At 51.5% G+C, this 14,960-nt stretch carries 16 protein-coding genes and 2 pseudogenes; 6 read left to right on the plus strand and 12 right to left on the minus strand.

The window, feature by feature from the left end:
• Positions 1-271: 271 nt before the first annotated feature.
• Both JOY44_RS23485 and JOY44_RS23490 read right to left on the minus strand, forming a co-directional pair.
• Entirely contained in the window at positions 272-1,045 is a 774-nt protein-coding gene (locus JOY44_RS23485; RefSeq protein ID WP_281063336.1) for a papain-like cysteine protease family protein, read from the minus strand.
• An 84-nt stretch (positions 1,046-1,129) separates the two neighbouring features.
• A pseudogene (locus JOY44_RS23490) lies at positions 1,130-1,489 on the minus strand (transposase); the annotation flags it as partial.
• Positions 1,490-1,554: 65 nt separating this feature from the next.
• Between JOY44_RS23490 and JOY44_RS23495 the strand changes: the two are divergent.
• Together JOY44_RS23495 and JOY44_RS23500 are read left to right on the plus strand one after the other, a co-directional pair.
• Positions 1,555-2,064 carry a helix-turn-helix domain-containing protein gene (locus JOY44_RS23495; RefSeq protein WP_171573305.1) on the plus strand — a complete coding sequence of 170 codons (510 nt, stop codon included), beginning with the start codon at positions 1,555-1,557 and terminating at the stop codon, positions 2,062-2,064.
• Positions 2,058-2,627, plus strand: coding sequence for an IS630 family transposase (locus JOY44_RS23500; RefSeq protein ID WP_171572047.1), 570 nt, complete (start codon positions 2,058-2,060; stop codon positions 2,625-2,627). The genes JOY44_RS23495 and JOY44_RS23500 overlap by 7 nt, the downstream gene beginning before the upstream one ends.
• Positions 2,628-2,635: 8 nt before the next feature.
• On the opposite strand, the pseudogene JOY44_RS23505 reads toward JOY44_RS23500, so the two are convergent.
• Positions 2,636-3,262 (minus strand): annotated as a pseudogene (locus JOY44_RS23505) (hypothetical protein); the annotation flags it as partial.
• A 105-nt stretch (positions 3,263-3,367) separates the two neighbouring features.
• Positions 3,368-3,613 (minus strand): hypothetical protein, encoded by a 246-nt coding sequence (locus JOY44_RS23510; RefSeq protein ID WP_197985711.1) that lies wholly within the window; start codon positions 3,611-3,613, stop codon positions 3,368-3,370.
• 85 nt (positions 3,614-3,698) lie between these two features.
• On the opposite strand from JOY44_RS23510, the gene JOY44_RS23515 reads away from it, so the two are divergent.
• The gene (locus JOY44_RS23515) at positions 3,699-3,980 is read left to right on the plus strand and encodes a hypothetical protein (RefSeq protein ID WP_171575797.1); all 282 of its coding nucleotides are present in this window, start codon (positions 3,699-3,701) and stop codon (positions 3,978-3,980) included.
• 131 nt (positions 3,981-4,111) lie between these two features.
• Positions 4,112-4,318: a hypothetical protein gene (locus JOY44_RS23520; RefSeq protein WP_171575798.1), complete on the plus strand. Its 207-nt coding sequence runs from the start codon at positions 4,112-4,114 to the stop codon at positions 4,316-4,318.
• A gap of 16 nt (positions 4,319-4,334) precedes the next feature.
• Here JOY44_RS23520 and JOY44_RS23525 read toward each other — a convergent pair whose 3' ends face one another.
• Positions 4,335-7,103, minus strand: coding sequence for a DUF4157 domain-containing protein (locus tag JOY44_RS23525; RefSeq protein WP_171576224.1), 2,769 nt, complete (start codon positions 7,101-7,103; stop codon positions 4,335-4,337).
• 68 nt (positions 7,104-7,171) lie between these two features.
• Between JOY44_RS23525 and JOY44_RS23530 the strand changes: the two genes are divergently transcribed.
• On the plus strand, positions 7,172-7,522 hold the full coding sequence (locus JOY44_RS23530) for a hypothetical protein (RefSeq protein ID WP_171575799.1): 351 nt from the start codon (positions 7,172-7,174) through the stop codon (positions 7,520-7,522).
• 99 nt (positions 7,523-7,621) lie between these two features.
• Here JOY44_RS23530 and JOY44_RS23535 read toward each other — a convergent pair whose 3' ends face one another.
• The 7 genes from JOY44_RS23535 to JOY44_RS23565 all read right to left on the minus strand — a co-directional run bounded on the left by JOY44_RS23535 (position 7,622) and on the right by JOY44_RS23565 (position 14,306).
• The gene (locus JOY44_RS23535; protein ID WP_171575800.1) at positions 7,622-9,601 is read right to left on the minus strand and encodes an ATP-binding protein; all 1,980 of its coding nucleotides are present in this window, start codon (positions 9,599-9,601) and stop codon (positions 7,622-7,624) included.
• Positions 9,594-9,827, minus strand: coding sequence for a hypothetical protein (locus tag JOY44_RS23540; protein WP_171575801.1), 234 nt, complete (start codon positions 9,825-9,827; stop codon positions 9,594-9,596). Before JOY44_RS23540 ends, JOY44_RS23535 begins: the two co-directional genes overlap by 8 nt.
• Before the next feature lie 33 nt (positions 9,828-9,860).
• Positions 9,861-11,126, minus strand: a complete 1,266-nt coding sequence (locus JOY44_RS23545) for a DUF4255 domain-containing protein (protein ID WP_171575802.1) — start codon at positions 11,124-11,126, stop codon at positions 9,861-9,863.
• A gap of 43 nt (positions 11,127-11,169) precedes the next feature.
• Positions 11,170-11,871, minus strand: coding sequence for a response regulator (locus JOY44_RS23550; RefSeq protein ID WP_171575803.1), 702 nt, complete (start codon positions 11,869-11,871; stop codon positions 11,170-11,172).
• A gap of 142 nt (positions 11,872-12,013) precedes the next feature.
• Positions 12,014-12,796 (minus strand): sensor histidine kinase, encoded by a 783-nt coding sequence (locus tag JOY44_RS23555; RefSeq protein ID WP_207211206.1) that lies wholly within the window; start codon positions 12,794-12,796, stop codon positions 12,014-12,016.
• 539 nt (positions 12,797-13,335) lie between these two features.
• Complete coding sequence (locus tag JOY44_RS23560) at positions 13,336-13,977, minus strand: IS630 family transposase (protein ID WP_171571819.1); 642 nt, start codon at positions 13,975-13,977, stop codon at positions 13,336-13,338.
• Complete coding sequence (locus tag JOY44_RS23565; protein WP_171571820.1) at positions 13,890-14,306, minus strand: helix-turn-helix domain-containing protein; 417 nt, start codon at positions 14,304-14,306, stop codon at positions 13,890-13,892. Before JOY44_RS23565 ends, JOY44_RS23560 begins: the two co-directional genes overlap by 88 nt.
• A gap of 151 nt (positions 14,307-14,457) precedes the next feature.
• On the opposite strand from JOY44_RS23565, the gene JOY44_RS23570 reads away from it, so the two are divergent.
• The gene (locus JOY44_RS23570) at positions 14,458-14,922 is read left to right on the plus strand and encodes a Pvc16 family protein (protein ID WP_171575805.1); all 465 of its coding nucleotides are present in this window, start codon (positions 14,458-14,460) and stop codon (positions 14,920-14,922) included.
• Positions 14,923-14,960: the final 38 nt, after the last annotated feature.

The raw sequence follows: 14,960 nt of genomic DNA on the forward strand, positions 1-14,960 counted from the left end.
CATTCCTGTAATAACCGCGATCTCCTTTCTCCTTTTCAACCGCATTGATCTTCAACCCATCTAAAGCAATGACAGGGATGATGGGAGAGTAGAGTGGGCATTGTCAACACCAAATTTTGTCATCAAAAAAACGTAACAATGCCTACTGGACAAGATTGTCTCATTTTCGCTTATGTCGCGGTTGAGATGGTGCGTTCTCATCAAGACTTATGCTTTGAGATGAAGGATGGTCTGAAGGAAGGCACCTTATGAGAGGGGCGATTACATTACTTTACGCATGAGCAACATAAATACCCTCAAATCCAGGCAGGCCCAGGTCATCTCGTGCTGTTGCTTCTTGATTTTGTACCAATTGCCTGTATGTACAAGATTTAACTTTTCCTTTACCCTTAGGCAGTGGATCGTTTAACGATACCATCGTTCCATCAACTGTCCCATCGCCATACATACGTGTTACAACACGCACATGTACTCCATCACCCATGGCGCCAATCATGAACAAGGGACCATTTGTTTTAAGCATTTCCCTAAAATCATCCACTGTATATGTCTGAGGGGACTCTGGTATCAGACCCCAGACAGAAAAAATAGTTGGATCATCGCAGTTATATCCTTCCTCGTACTGATTCCAGTATCCTGATCGAGCAGCCACCTGCAATGGATTTATTGAAATCTTATCTCGCCAACCAACAATCATTGCTGCTGCTGCCGCCCAACAAGACATATCTGTTAGCTGAGGAACCATTTGAACTTTGTGACGCACATCAAAACTTTTTTGTCCGGCTTTTTTCCTACCGCTACATTGTATACCCAGTGCGTCAAGGCTTTTTAACCGAGTTGCGCCCGTCTGCTGCACCACATGGGTTAACTCATGAGCCGTGAGGTCATTCTTTCCGGGAGATTTGCCTGCTCCAAAGTAGATATCCTGCTTATACGTAAACGCCTGTGCGCTGAGATCCTTGTTCATTTGAACGGCTTCGCTGCCCATATGCACTCGCACCTGGCTAAAATCTGTACCGAAACGCGGCTCCATGAACGATCTCACTTCTTCCGACAACGCACTTCCATCACCTTTACTCGCATTCAGGCGACTCTCCAAATTGGGTTGAGCTTGAGTGGGGGTATAGCGCTACGCATGAATGTTGGAACACTGATTGAACGCAGCATCGACACACTCACGAAAGCTATCAAACTCATCCCACCGTTGCCTCATCCAATTCTTAAGCACAAACCACCAATGCTCAATCTGATTGAAGTCAGGAGAGTAGGCAGGCAGATACCAAAGCTCACAGTCAGCCGCTGCTACCCTGTCCTCAATGCTTTGAGAATGGTGAAAACTAGCATTATCGATGACGATGACATCTCCTGGCTGCAGTTGCGGTAATAGACACTCCTCTAACCACACCTCAAACAAATCCCGGTTACACGAGCCGATAAACGTCAGCGGTGCAAAAAGCTTCCCCTGTTTAAGTGCCGCAATCCAACTGATACCAATTTAAATTGAGTAAGCGGCAAATGGACTAGACTGAGCGGAGTTGTTTGGAGAGTCTAGTCATGGCAGGTGTAACGTCAATAGACGTGAAAGAAAGTTTGGATGACTTAGCTCAACAGTTGCGGCAAGCCGAAACGCCAAGCGCTAAAGAACGATTGCAAGTGCTCTACTGGTTGAAACAAGAGAATGCGCCGAGCATTAGTGCGATTGCCAAAGCGGTCGGGAAACATCGAAACACGGTGCAAAGCTGGCTATTGATGTATCGCACTGGAGGAGTGGGGGCGATGCTAGAAATCAAGAAATCGCCGGGGGGAGTGCGAGTGATACCCCAATGGGCAGAGGATGCTTTGGCAAAGCGGTTACGACAGAGACACGGCTTTCAAAGTTATGGAGCAGTACAACAGTGGTTGGCAGAAACCTTGGGAGTAGAAGCGGAGTATCACGCGGTCTACCAAATGACCCGCTATCGGCTCAAAGCCAAGCTAAAGGTTGCTCGTCCTCAAAATTGCCAGCAGGATAGTGAACAGCGATCTGCTTTTAAGCAAACCTCAAGGGCGACCTCAGCTTGCTGAGTCAGTATGCTCGCCACCGGGGGCAGGATGAACGTCCCATTCGCTATTTTGCTCAGGATGAGAGTCGTTTTGGACTGCATACTCTGATGGGACGATTGATCACGGCGTGTGGCATCAAACCGATTGGGCAGTGGCAGTGGTTGTTCAAAGCGTTCTGGCTCTACGGGGCGGTTGAACCTGCCACGGGAGAGTCCTTTTTTCTGCAATTTTCTCATGTTGATACCGAGTGTTATCAACGATTCTTGAATGAATTTTCCAACGCTTATCCGGATAGTCTGAACGTCTTGCAAGTGGATAACGGGCGGTTTCACAAGGGTAAAGCGTTGGTGGTGCCAGAGAACATCATCTTGTTATTCCAACCGCCTTACTGCCCTGAGCTAAATCCTATTGAGAGGTTGTGGGAACATCTCAAGGCAAGTTTGAAGTGGGCTGCGTTCAAAACGCTCGACCAACTACAAGTCAAAATCGATCAACTCCTGGCTGAGTTAACACCACAAGTAATTGCTTCTCTCACAGGTTATTCCTTTATCCTGGATGCCCTATCTGCCTTGAATACTGTTTAAATTGGTATGACTCTCTCGGTGCGTTTGCCCGACTTGAGGGCATGAAAGCGGTGTCCAATCTCGCAGTAGCCATAGGGATACTCGTCTCGATTATCAACGCCTGCTTCGTCGACATAAACCATCTGAGCCGCTGTCTTGGTCTTCAATCGCGCTTGAAACTCTTGGCGCTTAAGCTCATCTCGCTCTTGATACCCGTACGTCTTTTTTTTCGACTGATTCCCAGCTTTTGCAACGCATCACTGATGTTTTGTTGCGTCACACCCTCTCCCCATAAAGTTGCCATTTGCCCTTGGGTCTTGCCGCCATGCTCTTGCACAAACTCCCTAAACCGTTGCCAATCGGTGATTTTATGTCTACACCCCTGCTGATAGTTGCGTATGGCTCCACACTTCCCGGTTTGGGCTTCTCGTTTGAGCCACTGGTCTAAGGTATTGCGGCTGATATAGCAACGGACGGAAGACTTAGGACAAGGGTCAATTCACAAAGCTCACGGGTGTTGATGTTCATCACCAATCTGTCCTAACACACCCGGCGACAGCTATATTTAACATCCGGCTGACTTCGGTTTTACGGTCTCCTCGTTTGACTGCTGCAATTGCTTTCTGACGAAGGTCGTCACTGTAGGGGGCTGGCATAAAAGGTCATTGATATTCTTTGCAATCTTAACTATACGTCCTCATAAGATTTCGTAGTGCTATACGACATGGGAGCGGCGTACCCGTTCATCCCCTTCACACGCCTCATATTTGGCTTGAACGGTTTCCTCCTCCAACTCCTGACACTGTCGGCGTAATTGTCTCAACCAAGGGGTTTGCCTGGATTTCTTCCTCGTCGGTTCGACGTTGCACATTGGGAGTGGCAGGAGGAGCCATGCTCATCACTTGTTGGGCAACCCGGTCAGCTTCCTGCTCGTACACATCGTTCGGCGCACCGACGGTCAGCTTCGTTTGCACCGGATTCATCTGCACCGGGGAACGTTGTGGCACGTGAGTGAACACATCGACTGGCAAAAAATGGGGAAGGATTGCCGTGGGGAGGCAACAGGTTTGAGCTGTAATGGGTTGTCGTTAGATGGCTGTGGATTGTCGGGCGGTGCGTGAGTTGTTGTCTCTGGCTCGATCGCGCGATCAAGTAACTCATCTTGCGGTTCATCAACGTGTCCAGCGTTCAGCTTCAGTTGCACCGGGGAGCGCTGTGGCGCGTGAGAAAATAAATCGACATGGGAAAAATCGTGAACGGGCAGCGGTGACGGCTCAACCTGCGGCTTACCCCAACCGGGCGGCTGAACTTGGGCAGTCGGTAAGGGTGATGCTTCGTGAGTTGGACGCGATTGCTGGGAGTGTTCATGCCTGATCACCAGGTGTAGCGGGACAGCATAACCTCTCGTGGCTCGATCTTGGGGGATCTCGCCCTAAACTGACAACTTGACTAAAGTTAGCGATCGTGTTGATCTGGCGATTGTTCCTTTCATCTTTCTCTAATCAATGGAGTTAGGGCATTACTTCGTTAACGCGATCACTCAGACGATCGGAGATCGCCCACTTCCCTTTTCAACAGCGATCGCACGACGAGAGTGGCGATTGCACTATCAAAGCCCGTGGACGTTGGGTTTCATGTCTCAATCCACCAACACGATCAGAGATCGCACTCCTGCTGTGCGATTCTACCCTGGCTGTACTGGCGAGCGGTGAAGATGGACCGTCGCGCTTAGCTCTGCCCCGGCCCCTTCCAGCGCAGCTCAAAGTGCATCGAATCCGGCGTAGACCACGTGGCCCCCAGGTTGAAACCGTGCTTGGCCATACTCTTGACAAAGTTGACATCGAAGGCGCCTTTGCCAGTCCCCGGCTTGCCACGCAGCGTGAAGAAGCCCTGGTCAACCAACTGCGTCAACGGCGGGTTCGAGACGGCTTTGTCAGCGGTGGCGCCAAAGACAAACGATGGGTTGCCGGTGAGTGCACCCTGCAACGTGCTCACCCGGTCCAGCCATTTCTTCTGCACCAACGCCGCCTGGCGCTGATTCACCAGGTTGAGCAGGCGATTCAGCTCTGCCACAGCCGCCGCATCATCCGCCAGCGGGTGTACGGCTTCTGCGAGCAGCTTACGCGCTTCGGCAATCAACTTATCCACCTGCGTACCCTGCCCCTTCTTGAGCGTGGCACCGAGCTTGTCCTGCAAAGTCTGCATACGCTTCGCCAACCCCTGGACTGCGGTGATGGCGGCCGTGAGTTTCTTATCGGAGGGCAGGTCGGCTGGATTCAATCCCACGTCTGTAATCTTTTTTTCCGTGGTCTTACGTTGCGTCTCCACCTTGTCCAACCACGGCTTAATCACCTTTAGCAACTCGGCCAGGACCGCCTGTTTTTCCTCTTCATTCTTAGCAGCAATCGCCGCAAACCACTTCTCACGCAGCTCTTGCAGCTTGGGAGCCAGATCAACGACCTCTTTCTTGTCATTGGTGGTGGTGAGGCTGGCGCGGAAATCTTCGGAAGTCTTACTTAGAGTCTCGACCCCTTTCCCAATGTTATCAAGCCACTCTTTGACTTTGGGGTCGGCCTCCAGCTTGGCTTTTTCCTCATCCGTGCCACCGGTAAAGGTCTCACCGACTTGACGGGTATCCAGCCCCTTCGGCGTTTCGTAGCTCAGTGAAGCCGAGCCGCCGGTGACGATCTGAATCATGTCAAGAATACGCTGGTCTTTGAGATGGGGAGTCTGGTAGGCATTGTAGTCAACCGCATAGCCAATGTTGTGCAGGTTTCCCAACCCCTGCTTGCCGGATAGCTTACACTCCGCGCGCGGCCAACCCACACCGCCGCTGGTCGGCATCGCGTCGCCAAGCTCAGCCTGCACCGCCTCCAGCCGAGTAGCTGCCTTGTCGTGAAGCCACGTCGTTGCCCCCTTGACGTTGGCCTTGCGCATCCTGGCAAAATGCGCCACGGTGTTTTCATCCGTGCCAAAGTAAGCGCGCATCTCCTGGAAAAACGCCGCACGCTGTTCCGGCAGGTTCAAGAACTTGATCTGCTTGACAAAGTCCGGCAGCCTGGCATCGAAGGCCTCCATAGCCGATTTTAGGACCACCGTGCCTTTGCGGGCAGTGAAGCCGCCGAACGCGGCTTCACTGCCCGCAAAGGCGTAACGTTGCACACTGGCATCACCGGGTGTGGTCGTCGTGGATGCGCCGGTCTTCGCTGGTGGCTCAATCCAGACCGTTGCATCCAGGGTAGTCATCGCCTCCGTTATCTCACACTCGGTAAAGGTTAGCCTGATCTTTTCATTTTCAAAGCGCCCAGAGACCTGGAAGGGCAACGACTGTTCGGCACCCGCGGCCAGCTCAAGCGTCAGCGTCTGGCCGCCCAGCACCATTTCGATCTTTTTGGGGTCGCCGGTTGGCTTGGTCGCATCGAAGGCCGTCTTGGCCACTTCGCGTACGCGCGCCTTCAGGTCGGCATCCTTCCTTGGCATCTCTTCGTTAGTCAACAAGCCCTTGCCACGGATGGCCATACGCCCGGTGATATAGACCCTGAGCGTTCCTAAGGCTACCGAGGAAGTGCGAAAGACAACGGTATCACTCGGCCCGATGGGAATAGTTATGTTACGGGGCTTGGAGGGGGTGTTTTTCTGCCGCTGCACCGTCAAAGGCATTGCTGCCCTGTCCACCTGTCTTTCCTGCACGCTGAACGATTTCGCTTGAAGCTCCCCGATCCCGCCCTGTTGAACCACATGCGTCAATCCGTGGGCCAGCAAACGCCGGACTTCATTCGTCCCCGGTTCGAACCCACCCAACGATCTCACCTTATCCGGTAATGGGCTATCCCCTCCTTTGTTGGCATTCAACCTACCATCCAAATCAGCTTGGACTTGAGGAACTCCGTTATACGATCGCTGCGCCTCTTGTTCATATTGGTCATTGGGTTGCCCGACAGTCAGCTTTTGCCGAACTCCACTCGTCTGCTGCACCACATGGGTCAACTCATGGGCAGTCAACTCATCCTTCGCAGGAGCCTTCCCTGACCCAAAGTAAACATCTTGCTTGTGGGTAAATGCCTGAGCATTCAAATCCCGGTTCATTTGCGCGGCTTCGCTGCCTGTGTGGACTCGCACTTGGCTGAAGTCGGCACCAAAGCGGGGTTCCATGAACGATCGCACCTCATCCGGCAAGGCATTTCCTCCACCCTGACTCGCATTCAGCCGATTCTCTAAGTCTGGCTGGGCTTGAGCAGGGCTATCGCCAAAGCGCTGGATCGGTTCTTCTGCTTGACAATCCTCACACTTCGCCTGAATGGGTTCGTCTTCCTCTGCTTCCTGGCGCTGAACGAGCGGCGTAATTGTCTCAACCAAGGGTTTTGTCTGGATTTCTTCCTCGTCGGTTCGGCGTTGCACATGGGGAGTGGCGGGCGGAGCCATGCTCATCACTTGTTGGGCAACGCGGTCTGCTTCTTGCTCGTACACATCATTCGGCGCACCGACCGTCAGCTTCATCTGCACTGGGGAACGTTGCGGCGCGTGCGTGAACACATCGACTGGCAAAAAATGGGGGAAGGATTGCCGTGAGGAGCCAACGGATTTTGGCTGTAATGGGTTGCCGTTGGGTGGCTGTGGATTGTCGGGTGGTGCGTGAGTTGTCGTCTCTGGCTCGATCGCGCGATCTGTCAACTCATCTTGCGGTTTATCAACCTGTTCAGTGGTCAACTTCAGTTGCACCGGAGAGTGCTGTGGCGCGTGGGAAAATAAATCGACGTGGGAAAAATCGTGAACGGGCAACGGTGACGGCTCAACCTGCGGCTCACCCCAGCCGGGCGGCTGAATTTGGGCAGTCGGTAAGAGGGATGATTCGTGAGTTGGACGCGATAGCTGGGAGTGTTTCATGCCTGATTACCCAGTGTAACGGAACAGCATAACCTCTCGTGGCTTTATGGTGAGAGATCTCGCCCAAACTGGCAACTGACCAAAGTTATCGATCGTGTTGAGCCTACAAGCATCATCTCGTCTCCAATCTACTACACCCAGCCCCGAATTTCGGCATCGGTTAAGGGGCGCTCTAGCTTGATATATTCGCTTTGCGCTGCCTGCAAAATGTGCTGCATTTGCACGGGTGATTCGGATTCGGCTGCCAGAAATGCGGCATTCAGGGCGATGTTGCGGATGTTGCCACCGGGAAGGTTCAGTTTTGCCAGCTTGGAGCAGGACAAGTTCTCGGTGGGGGTGAGGGTGGGGAAGACACGCTGCCAAATTTCGGCACGTTGGGCAGCATCGGGAAAAGGAAACTGCACCACGAAACGGAGACGACGCAGGAATGCTTGATCAAGCGAGTTTCGCAGGTTTGTCGTCAGAATTGCCAGACCGCGATAGGCTTCCATGCGTTGCAGCAGGTAGGCGACTTCCATATTGGCGTAGCGATCGTGGGAGTCTTTTACCTCGCTGCGTTTACCAAACAGGGCATCCGCTTCGTCAAACAGCAAAATTGCGCCACCCGTTTCCGCTGCATCGAAGATTCGCCGCAGATTCTTCTCCGTTTCGCCAATGTACTTGCTCACTACCGAACTCAAGTCAATCCGGTAGAGGTCTAGCTGCAATTCGGTTGCCAGTACTTCCGCTGCTAACGTTTTTCCAGTGCCACTTGCTCCCGCAAACAGGGCGCTAATCCCCAAGCCCCGCTGTCCTTTGTTGCCAAAGCCCCATTGCTCGTAGACCTTTGCCCGTTGTTTCACCTGAGCAACGATCGCCTGCAAGGTTTGCTTTTCCTTCAATGGCATCACCAGGTCATCCCAACCCACTTGACTGGCGATCGGTTGTGCCAATTCTTCCAGGCGCGGTCGAGCATGGCTTAAACAGGCACGCCACAGGCGGTTTGATAAGGTCGGATCGGTTGAGTGGCTGACTTGACCAGACAATCCTTGAGTGCAAATCGTTTGAATCGCGAGGGGAGACAGGCTAAAGTGACTTACCAGCTTGTCAACCTGGTTTGAGAGGGTGAGATCGTCTGTCTTCAACATCGCTCCCAGAGTTTGTAGCCAAAATTGTCGCTGTTCGATCGCTGTCGGTTGAGTCACCTCAAAGCTGAAAACAGAACGCTGACGGGCGGAACGTCGATCGCGGCTGAACACAAACATCGGCTGCTGACAGGCTTCCATCATTCGGGCGATCGCGCTGGTTTGGGCGGGGTAAGGGTTGGCTGCTTCAGTCGGCTCTGCCATATTGTCACAATCCAACAGCAACAGGCTGCGAGATAAAATCGCCTCTCGCTGCCACAGAGTTTGGATGGAGCGAAACTGCTGAAAGTCAGCAGGCAACAACTCCGCCGTCAGGTCTAGAAGTCCATAGCCCAGTTCGGCACACACTGCCGCCGCGATCGCCTGCTTCATGGCGCTGTCCGCACCACTCAACTGCACCAGTGGCGGCGACGACGCTTGTTGAAATAGGGTGGCGATTTCCGTCACAAGCTGCTGTTGCGACGGTGGCAGCGGAAAGGGATTAATTGGCAAGGCGGTGACAAGCCCCAGCAGTTGCAGCTCTAACTGATTATCTCCCACCAAAAAATGTAAGATTCGCTCGTTAATTCGCAGTGGACGGTGGGATAGCGTGGGCGCGTCTCCCAGTTCGACCAGGTGCCAGCGGCGAAGGGGTGATTCTGGAGTTGTAGCACTCCAGTGTGCATGTGGCAGACGGCTCAGGGCAAGGCTGAAGGTTGGCGTAATGGATTGACCGGGGAAAATTTCGAGTTTGGCAATTTCGCTATGCAACTCCATGCCGGCACACAACAACAGCAGCGATCGCTCAAACTGCGATAGCCCCAACAGCTTGCACAATTGTTCAATCGCAGCGGGTGGATTGAGCGGTTCTAGGGGCGCGGTGGTTAGCGCTTCTGGTTGCAGAAACGCGGCTACCTGTTCGATCGCCGCCAGCAAGTAGTGGTAATTTTGCCCTGTCCAGTGGGATATGACTGCCGTAGCTGCGCCAGCCGGGATCGCCTCAACCATTCAGTTGCTCCGTTGATTGGATCAAGGTTTGCAAATAAGCAATGGCTTCCTGAGGCTTTAGTAGCACGACTTGATCCCGTTGCAACAATTCATAGTCTCCGCCCCGATAGCCGTGCCCCACAATTACACCCAGCGTGATCGCCCGATTGCCCAGGGTGTTGAGTTGGTTATAGTCCGGCTCGACGGCTTCAGGTTCAGGGTGGTGGTTGTCGATTGGGTCTGGCATAGATGAAGGGAGAAGGGGAAAGAGAGAAGGAGGCTAGCGAATGAGAATTTTGGGACCTACATACCAGTCGTAGGTGGAGCTATCGGGGTTGGTGTCTACTTGGAGTTGGCTTTCAGCGCCGTCGATCATCAACCGGACTAAATAGTCTCCCGGACTGACATCGTGAAACGGCACGATAACAGAAGTAGCATCCTGAGTCCGAACTAGCGCATCAAACAGATAGGATGTTGGGCGATCGGTGTGCCATTCGTTGAGCGCGACTACGACTCGCTGTTTAGCTCCAATCGTCAAGTTGACTTGGAGTTGCAGCCGTCCAGATCGCAGTTCATCGTCTTCTCCGCCTGTGGAGGCTTGAGTCACCGTCAACAAGCGTGGACGGAGCACAAACGGAGCAGCGTTGGATTCCTTGCCTCGCCTGCGGGAACTGTCGCTCGCTTGAGGCGGATGAATCACTTGCAAGCTTTGAATTCCGGCTTGCAGCACGGTTGACGGGATTAGAGAAAGGGGTAACACAATCTGAGAATCAGTCACGTCAGTCGGCATAACTTCAACCCCGCAGAGCCTCACTCCGGTTGCCCAAGCGCCTTTCAATTGTCTACCTGTAATTACCAATGTGCTATCTGCCAAAATTGCTTCGGCAACGCCTCCTTGAGCGCTAATTTGCTCAATTTGCGGTTGACTAAAGTAGGGTGAAAGTCCATTCGTGCGGCGATCGCGAATCGGTAATCCTCGGGCGGGTGACTCTTCGCCCTCTATCAACACCACCAAAACTTTATAGGCAACCGACAGCATGTAGGATGTTTGGAAAAAGACCGACCAGGTTTTAGAGAGGTCATCTAAGTTCAGGTCAAGTGGCACAATGCTCATCTGCTGCACTTGCTCTGCTAGGTTTGATTCCTGCAAAAACGGTAGCGTCGAGTCGCGGCAGGCAGTCCGAATCATCTCATTGGAAATCACTCGCTTGTCGTTTAGCGTTCGCATCACACTACCCATCAACCGTTGGGGTTCTAGCTCAGTGTCATTGCCGTAGAAGCTGAACATATAGTATAGATCCAGCGCCGCTTGCCGTTTAGTCGGCATTCCCCGAGATCGAAAGGGCGTGGCATCCATATTGTTTAAGGTTGGATTGGCGATCACCTGGTACAGGAACAGATTCACTCCAGACTCCGGTGTACCATTGCCAATATCGCTAGGACGCACAGTGGTAACTCGCGCTCCTTCAATGTCCATCTGCACGGCTGCTTGAAGCGTTCGCTGGAGCGTTGCAGTGACAGTTGCTACGGCGAGGTAGTTACTCATGAAGGGGAAGAATATTAAGGAGTGGGAGTAACGGAAAACTGACCTAGGCTGAGATAAGTCCGAGTTTGAGAGCTTGCAGAGCGGCTTGAGTGCGGCTGGAGACGTTGAGTTTCTCAAAGATGGTAGTCAGGTAGGCTTTGACGGTGCCGACAGTGATATTGAGCTGCCGGGAAATCAGGTCGTTGGATGCACCTTGTACCAGCCAGTACAGCACTTCTCGTTCTCGCTCGGTCAAATGAATAGTGTGAGTACCGGGCATAGAACGCCCAGCACAGAAGTGAAATCGATGAAAAAATTGGGTAGCAACTTCAGGCGATAAGTAAATCTGATTTTGCAGCACGGCTTGAATTGCTTCTAACAACTGGGTGGAAAGGGTGTGTTTAAAAATATAGCCTTTCGCTCCGGCTTGCATCGCTTTAAACACCCATTCTTCTTCGTGATGCCCTGATAGCACCAGAATGTGATTAGTTTTGGAGTGAGATCGCAGGTGTTGCAACACTTCGACACCGCTATCTTGGGCTAGTTCCATGTCGAGCAAGATTAGCATGGGAGATTGCTGAATTGCCAGTGCGATCGCTTGTTGCGGTGATGCGGCTTGCCCCACAATTTGAAACTGGAGAGAGCTGGTTGTGCTGTGAAAGTCGAGCAAGTTGCGCAACCCCTGCCGAAAAGCTGCACAATCATCGACCAGTAGAGTTGAAATGGGATGCGTAAAAGGGGAAGCGATAGGAGGAAGAGAATACATGGGGGCGGTTCCTTCGAGGCAAAATCTAAATTTGATTCGTTTAATCAATGAATACGGATGTACAGCGGCAATAATGCACCAACCATTAATCAATCAATACGGATGTACAGCGGCAATAATGCACCAACCATCTCCGTTGGTCTCAGGAACTTCTTGGTAACACTATGCAGAACTGTGCGCCGCCATCCGGTAAGTTACTCCCCCATAAACTACCCTGATGTTCCAGAATGATTTGCTTGGCGATCGATAGCCCTAGACCCGTTCCGCCAAGGCGACGCGAGTAAAATGGAGTGCCCAGTGATCGCAAATCTTCTCCGGATAGACCCGGTCCGTTATCGTTAATTTTGATTAACACCTCAGTTTGAAAGGTTTGCCAGGTGCAGGTGATTTGTCCAGCAATCGGACTGAAGGCGATCGCGTTGGCGAGTAAATTCTGAAATACCTGCTTGATCTTCCACTCGTCTACCCGCAGCCACAGTGGTTCAGCATCGCAACTCAGTTTCAGCTGCTTCTGTTCAATCCAGAGATGCATCCCTTGAAGGCACTGGTGCAACACCTGTCGCAGATCGCAGGGAGCAAGCTGATTAGCGGAGTCAGGCGATTCAGTCAGGTGATCGAGACTGATATGCATCTCCTGGATCGTGGTATGCAGATGTTGGATCCAGTCTTGGGATCGTCGATCAACAACAGTCTTTTTTAACAGATCAACATACAGCAGCATGAGTGCCAGAGGCGTGCGAAGTTGGTGGCGCTGGCGCTGCAAAATTTCTTGAAGCTGGGACTGACCCATCTCGGAAGTTAACTTCACTGGCTGGGAAACTGTTTGGGAAACTGGCTGAGGGAAAAGCTGGGAATTTATGGCTTGAGCGTACAGGCAAATGCCATACTGCTGATGCTCAGATAGCGGTGTGTTCTGCCAACTCATCAGGTAATAGCTGTTGATTGCGCCACTTACGCCGTGACACCAACAACCGTAAACATGTTGATCAGGAAATGCTCTCCATTCTAGCGATACTAGTTCAAATGATTCCGCTGTGCGTGATTGAAGCGCAATCGCTATTTCTAATAATTGGGAGAGATCTGTATCAGCTAAATTCAGAGAAGCGTTGTAATAGCTTAACAGCTGAAGTTTATGATTGGAATCAAGTCTGAGCAGGCAACCACCCGCCAGTCTGAATTGCTGAATAAATTGGGTTAATGAGGTCTGGAAAACGGTTGGATAACAGTCAGCCTCTAAATAAGTTTGAATCGAAAATTCCGAGATTGGAATAGACACCTGAATCCCCTTGGTACAAAGATCTATCGAAAGAAGGAGTCCGGCTTAGCCACGGATCGGTAGAATTGACGCTTTTAAATTCATGTCTAGTTTTACCCACGTTACACGGCGAATAGTTTTTCTCCAAGAAACTACTGAGTACAATTCATTTATTTTTAGAATTCTTAACTTTACGGCGGATTGCAGTGTTAAGAGGGACAGTAACAGCAGTGTGCAAACCAGTTGTGCAAATGTTGAGGATCTATCAAATCCATCGCTGTGGCAATGAGGGTATCTACCCTTTTCGAGGTTGTCGGCGAGAACTGTCTTAGGAAAGCCTTTAACTGTGACCACCAATGCTCAATCGGATTAAATTCGGGAGAGTAAGGAGACAGATACAGAACCTTCGCTCCAACCGCCTCAATTAAAGGTGCAATGGCTTTTACCTTGTGAGCAGGCAGGTTATCCATGACCACGACAGCCCCTTTCCACAGTTGAGGCACAAGACACTTTGAGACGTACACCTCAAAGACAACCGCGTCCATCGACTGATCTATCGTCATCACAGCCAGCACCTTTGAGACGGTAATCGCGCCCATGACACTCACCTTCTTGCCCCGATAAAAAGGTTTGAAGTCATACGCTCGTTCCCCAGGTGCAGCACGGGCATGGGTTCGCATGAGTCCCAGTAGAACACCCATCTCATCGAGAAACACTAAATCTTTGAGTTCTATACTCGTCACCTGTGCCCAGTACTCCTGTCTCAGGAGTTGGACTCGTTCGCTGGTGGCTTGGCTGGAGCGGAGCGTTTTTTTTTGCGCGGTAAATTGAGTCTCTGAAAGGTTCGGCACATAGTACTTTGGCTAACCCATAGCCCAGTCTCATCAAAGAGTAGCTCACAATATTCCGCTAAGGTCGCATCGCGCTGGTTCTCGAAGATCGCCACTAACTGGTCTTTGTGCTCCATCACAGGACTCACCGAACCACCCTGCTTATGGGGAACGACGTGACCTTCTGTGCGCTTCTGAATCATCCATCTCTCGACGCAACTCTTGCTGACAGCAAAGCGGGCAGCAACTTTTCGGATCGAGCTATCACCCTTCTCCATAGCACTTACAATCTTCTCTCGAAAGTCTATGGAATACGGCTTCATTTTTGACCCAACGTTGTAATCCTTCATTGTCCTCTATCTGACTGCAATCCGCTGTATTAATTCGAGAAAAACCATGACTCAACTTCTAACAACACTCATAATTCCTAACTAAAGTCGAGTTTCGTCTATCAAATCCTTTTCCTAAAGTATGGAAATAGGGTTCTTGGATTCCTGACCTATGATTTCTGCTGCCTCACAGACCTTAGCTGGGTTAATCGCTCAGGAGATGTCTCAGATCTCTAAAGAACAGATCTCGTTTGAGCATCCGCGTCTATGGCAGAAGGGCAAACCAGGGTTAAACCTGTATTGCTATCACGTTCAGGAAATAGACCATCTAAGAAGCTCTGATTGTCGTTGGTTCGATCTGACTTTTTTAGTTAGCGTTGCCGATTACACCAGTCTGGGGGAACAGGACTTGCTCTCTAATGTGTTAGCGATGCTCTCTCAGCATCAATCGTTGCCTGATGCCGTTTTGGATCGGACGCTCTGCGGAGGGGGGGCGATACGGTTGCGTTTTTTTCCGCAGGCACTGGCTGAGTCTATTCAGTTCTGGGCTGTACTGTGTACGCCTTTACAGCTAGCGTTACACGTCACTTTAACTGTTCCCTACTTGCCTCTAAATCAGGTTGCGCTGATGCCTTGAGGTTTTTCTGTTGGTTATGCCTGTAGGCGATCGCGTCT

The organism is Leptolyngbya sp. Cla-17 (assembly GCF_016807185.1).
Classification (GTDB): Bacteria; Cyanobacteriota; Cyanobacteriia; order Leptolyngbyales; family Leptolyngbyaceae; genus ULC077BIN1.

Excerpts from the sequence above, each read along its gene's own strand:
- JOY44_RS23495 (WP_171573305.1), top strand. The coding sequence starts at position 1,555 with ATGGCAGGTGTAACGTCAATAGACGTGAAAGAAAGTTTGGATGACTTA.
- JOY44_RS23515 (WP_171575797.1), top strand. The coding sequence starts at position 3,699 with ATGGCTGTGGATTGTCGGGCGGTGCGTGAGTTGTTGTCTCTGGCTCGA.
- JOY44_RS23520 (WP_171575798.1), top strand. The coding sequence starts at position 4,112 with ATGGAGTTAGGGCATTACTTCGTTAACGCGATCACTCAGACGATCGGA.
- JOY44_RS23525 (WP_171576224.1), bottom strand. The coding sequence starts at position 7,103 with ATGAAGCTGACGGTCGGTGCGCCGAATGATGTGTACGAGCAAGAAGCA.
- JOY44_RS23535 (WP_171575800.1), bottom strand. The coding sequence starts at position 9,601 with ATGGTTGAGGCGATCCCGGCTGGCGCAGCTACGGCAGTCATATCCCAC.
- JOY44_RS23540 (WP_171575801.1), bottom strand. The coding sequence starts at position 9,827 with ATGCCAGACCCAATCGACAACCACCACCCTGAACCTGAAGCCGTCGAG.
- JOY44_RS23545 (WP_171575802.1), bottom strand. The coding sequence starts at position 11,126 with ATGAGTAACTACCTCGCCGTAGCAACTGTCACTGCAACGCTCCAGCGA.
- JOY44_RS23550 (WP_171575803.1), bottom strand. The coding sequence starts at position 11,871 with ATGTATTCTCTTCCTCCTATCGCTTCCCCTTTTACGCATCCCATTTCA.
- JOY44_RS23555 (WP_207211206.1), bottom strand. The coding sequence starts at position 12,796 with ATGAGTTGGCAGAACACACCGCTATCTGAGCATCAGCAGTATGGCATT.
- JOY44_RS23565 (WP_171571820.1), bottom strand. The coding sequence starts at position 14,306 with ATGAAGGATTACAACGTTGGGTCAAAAATGAAGCCGTATTCCATAGAC.
- JOY44_RS23570 (WP_171575805.1), top strand. The coding sequence starts at position 14,458 with ATGATTTCTGCTGCCTCACAGACCTTAGCTGGGTTAATCGCTCAGGAG.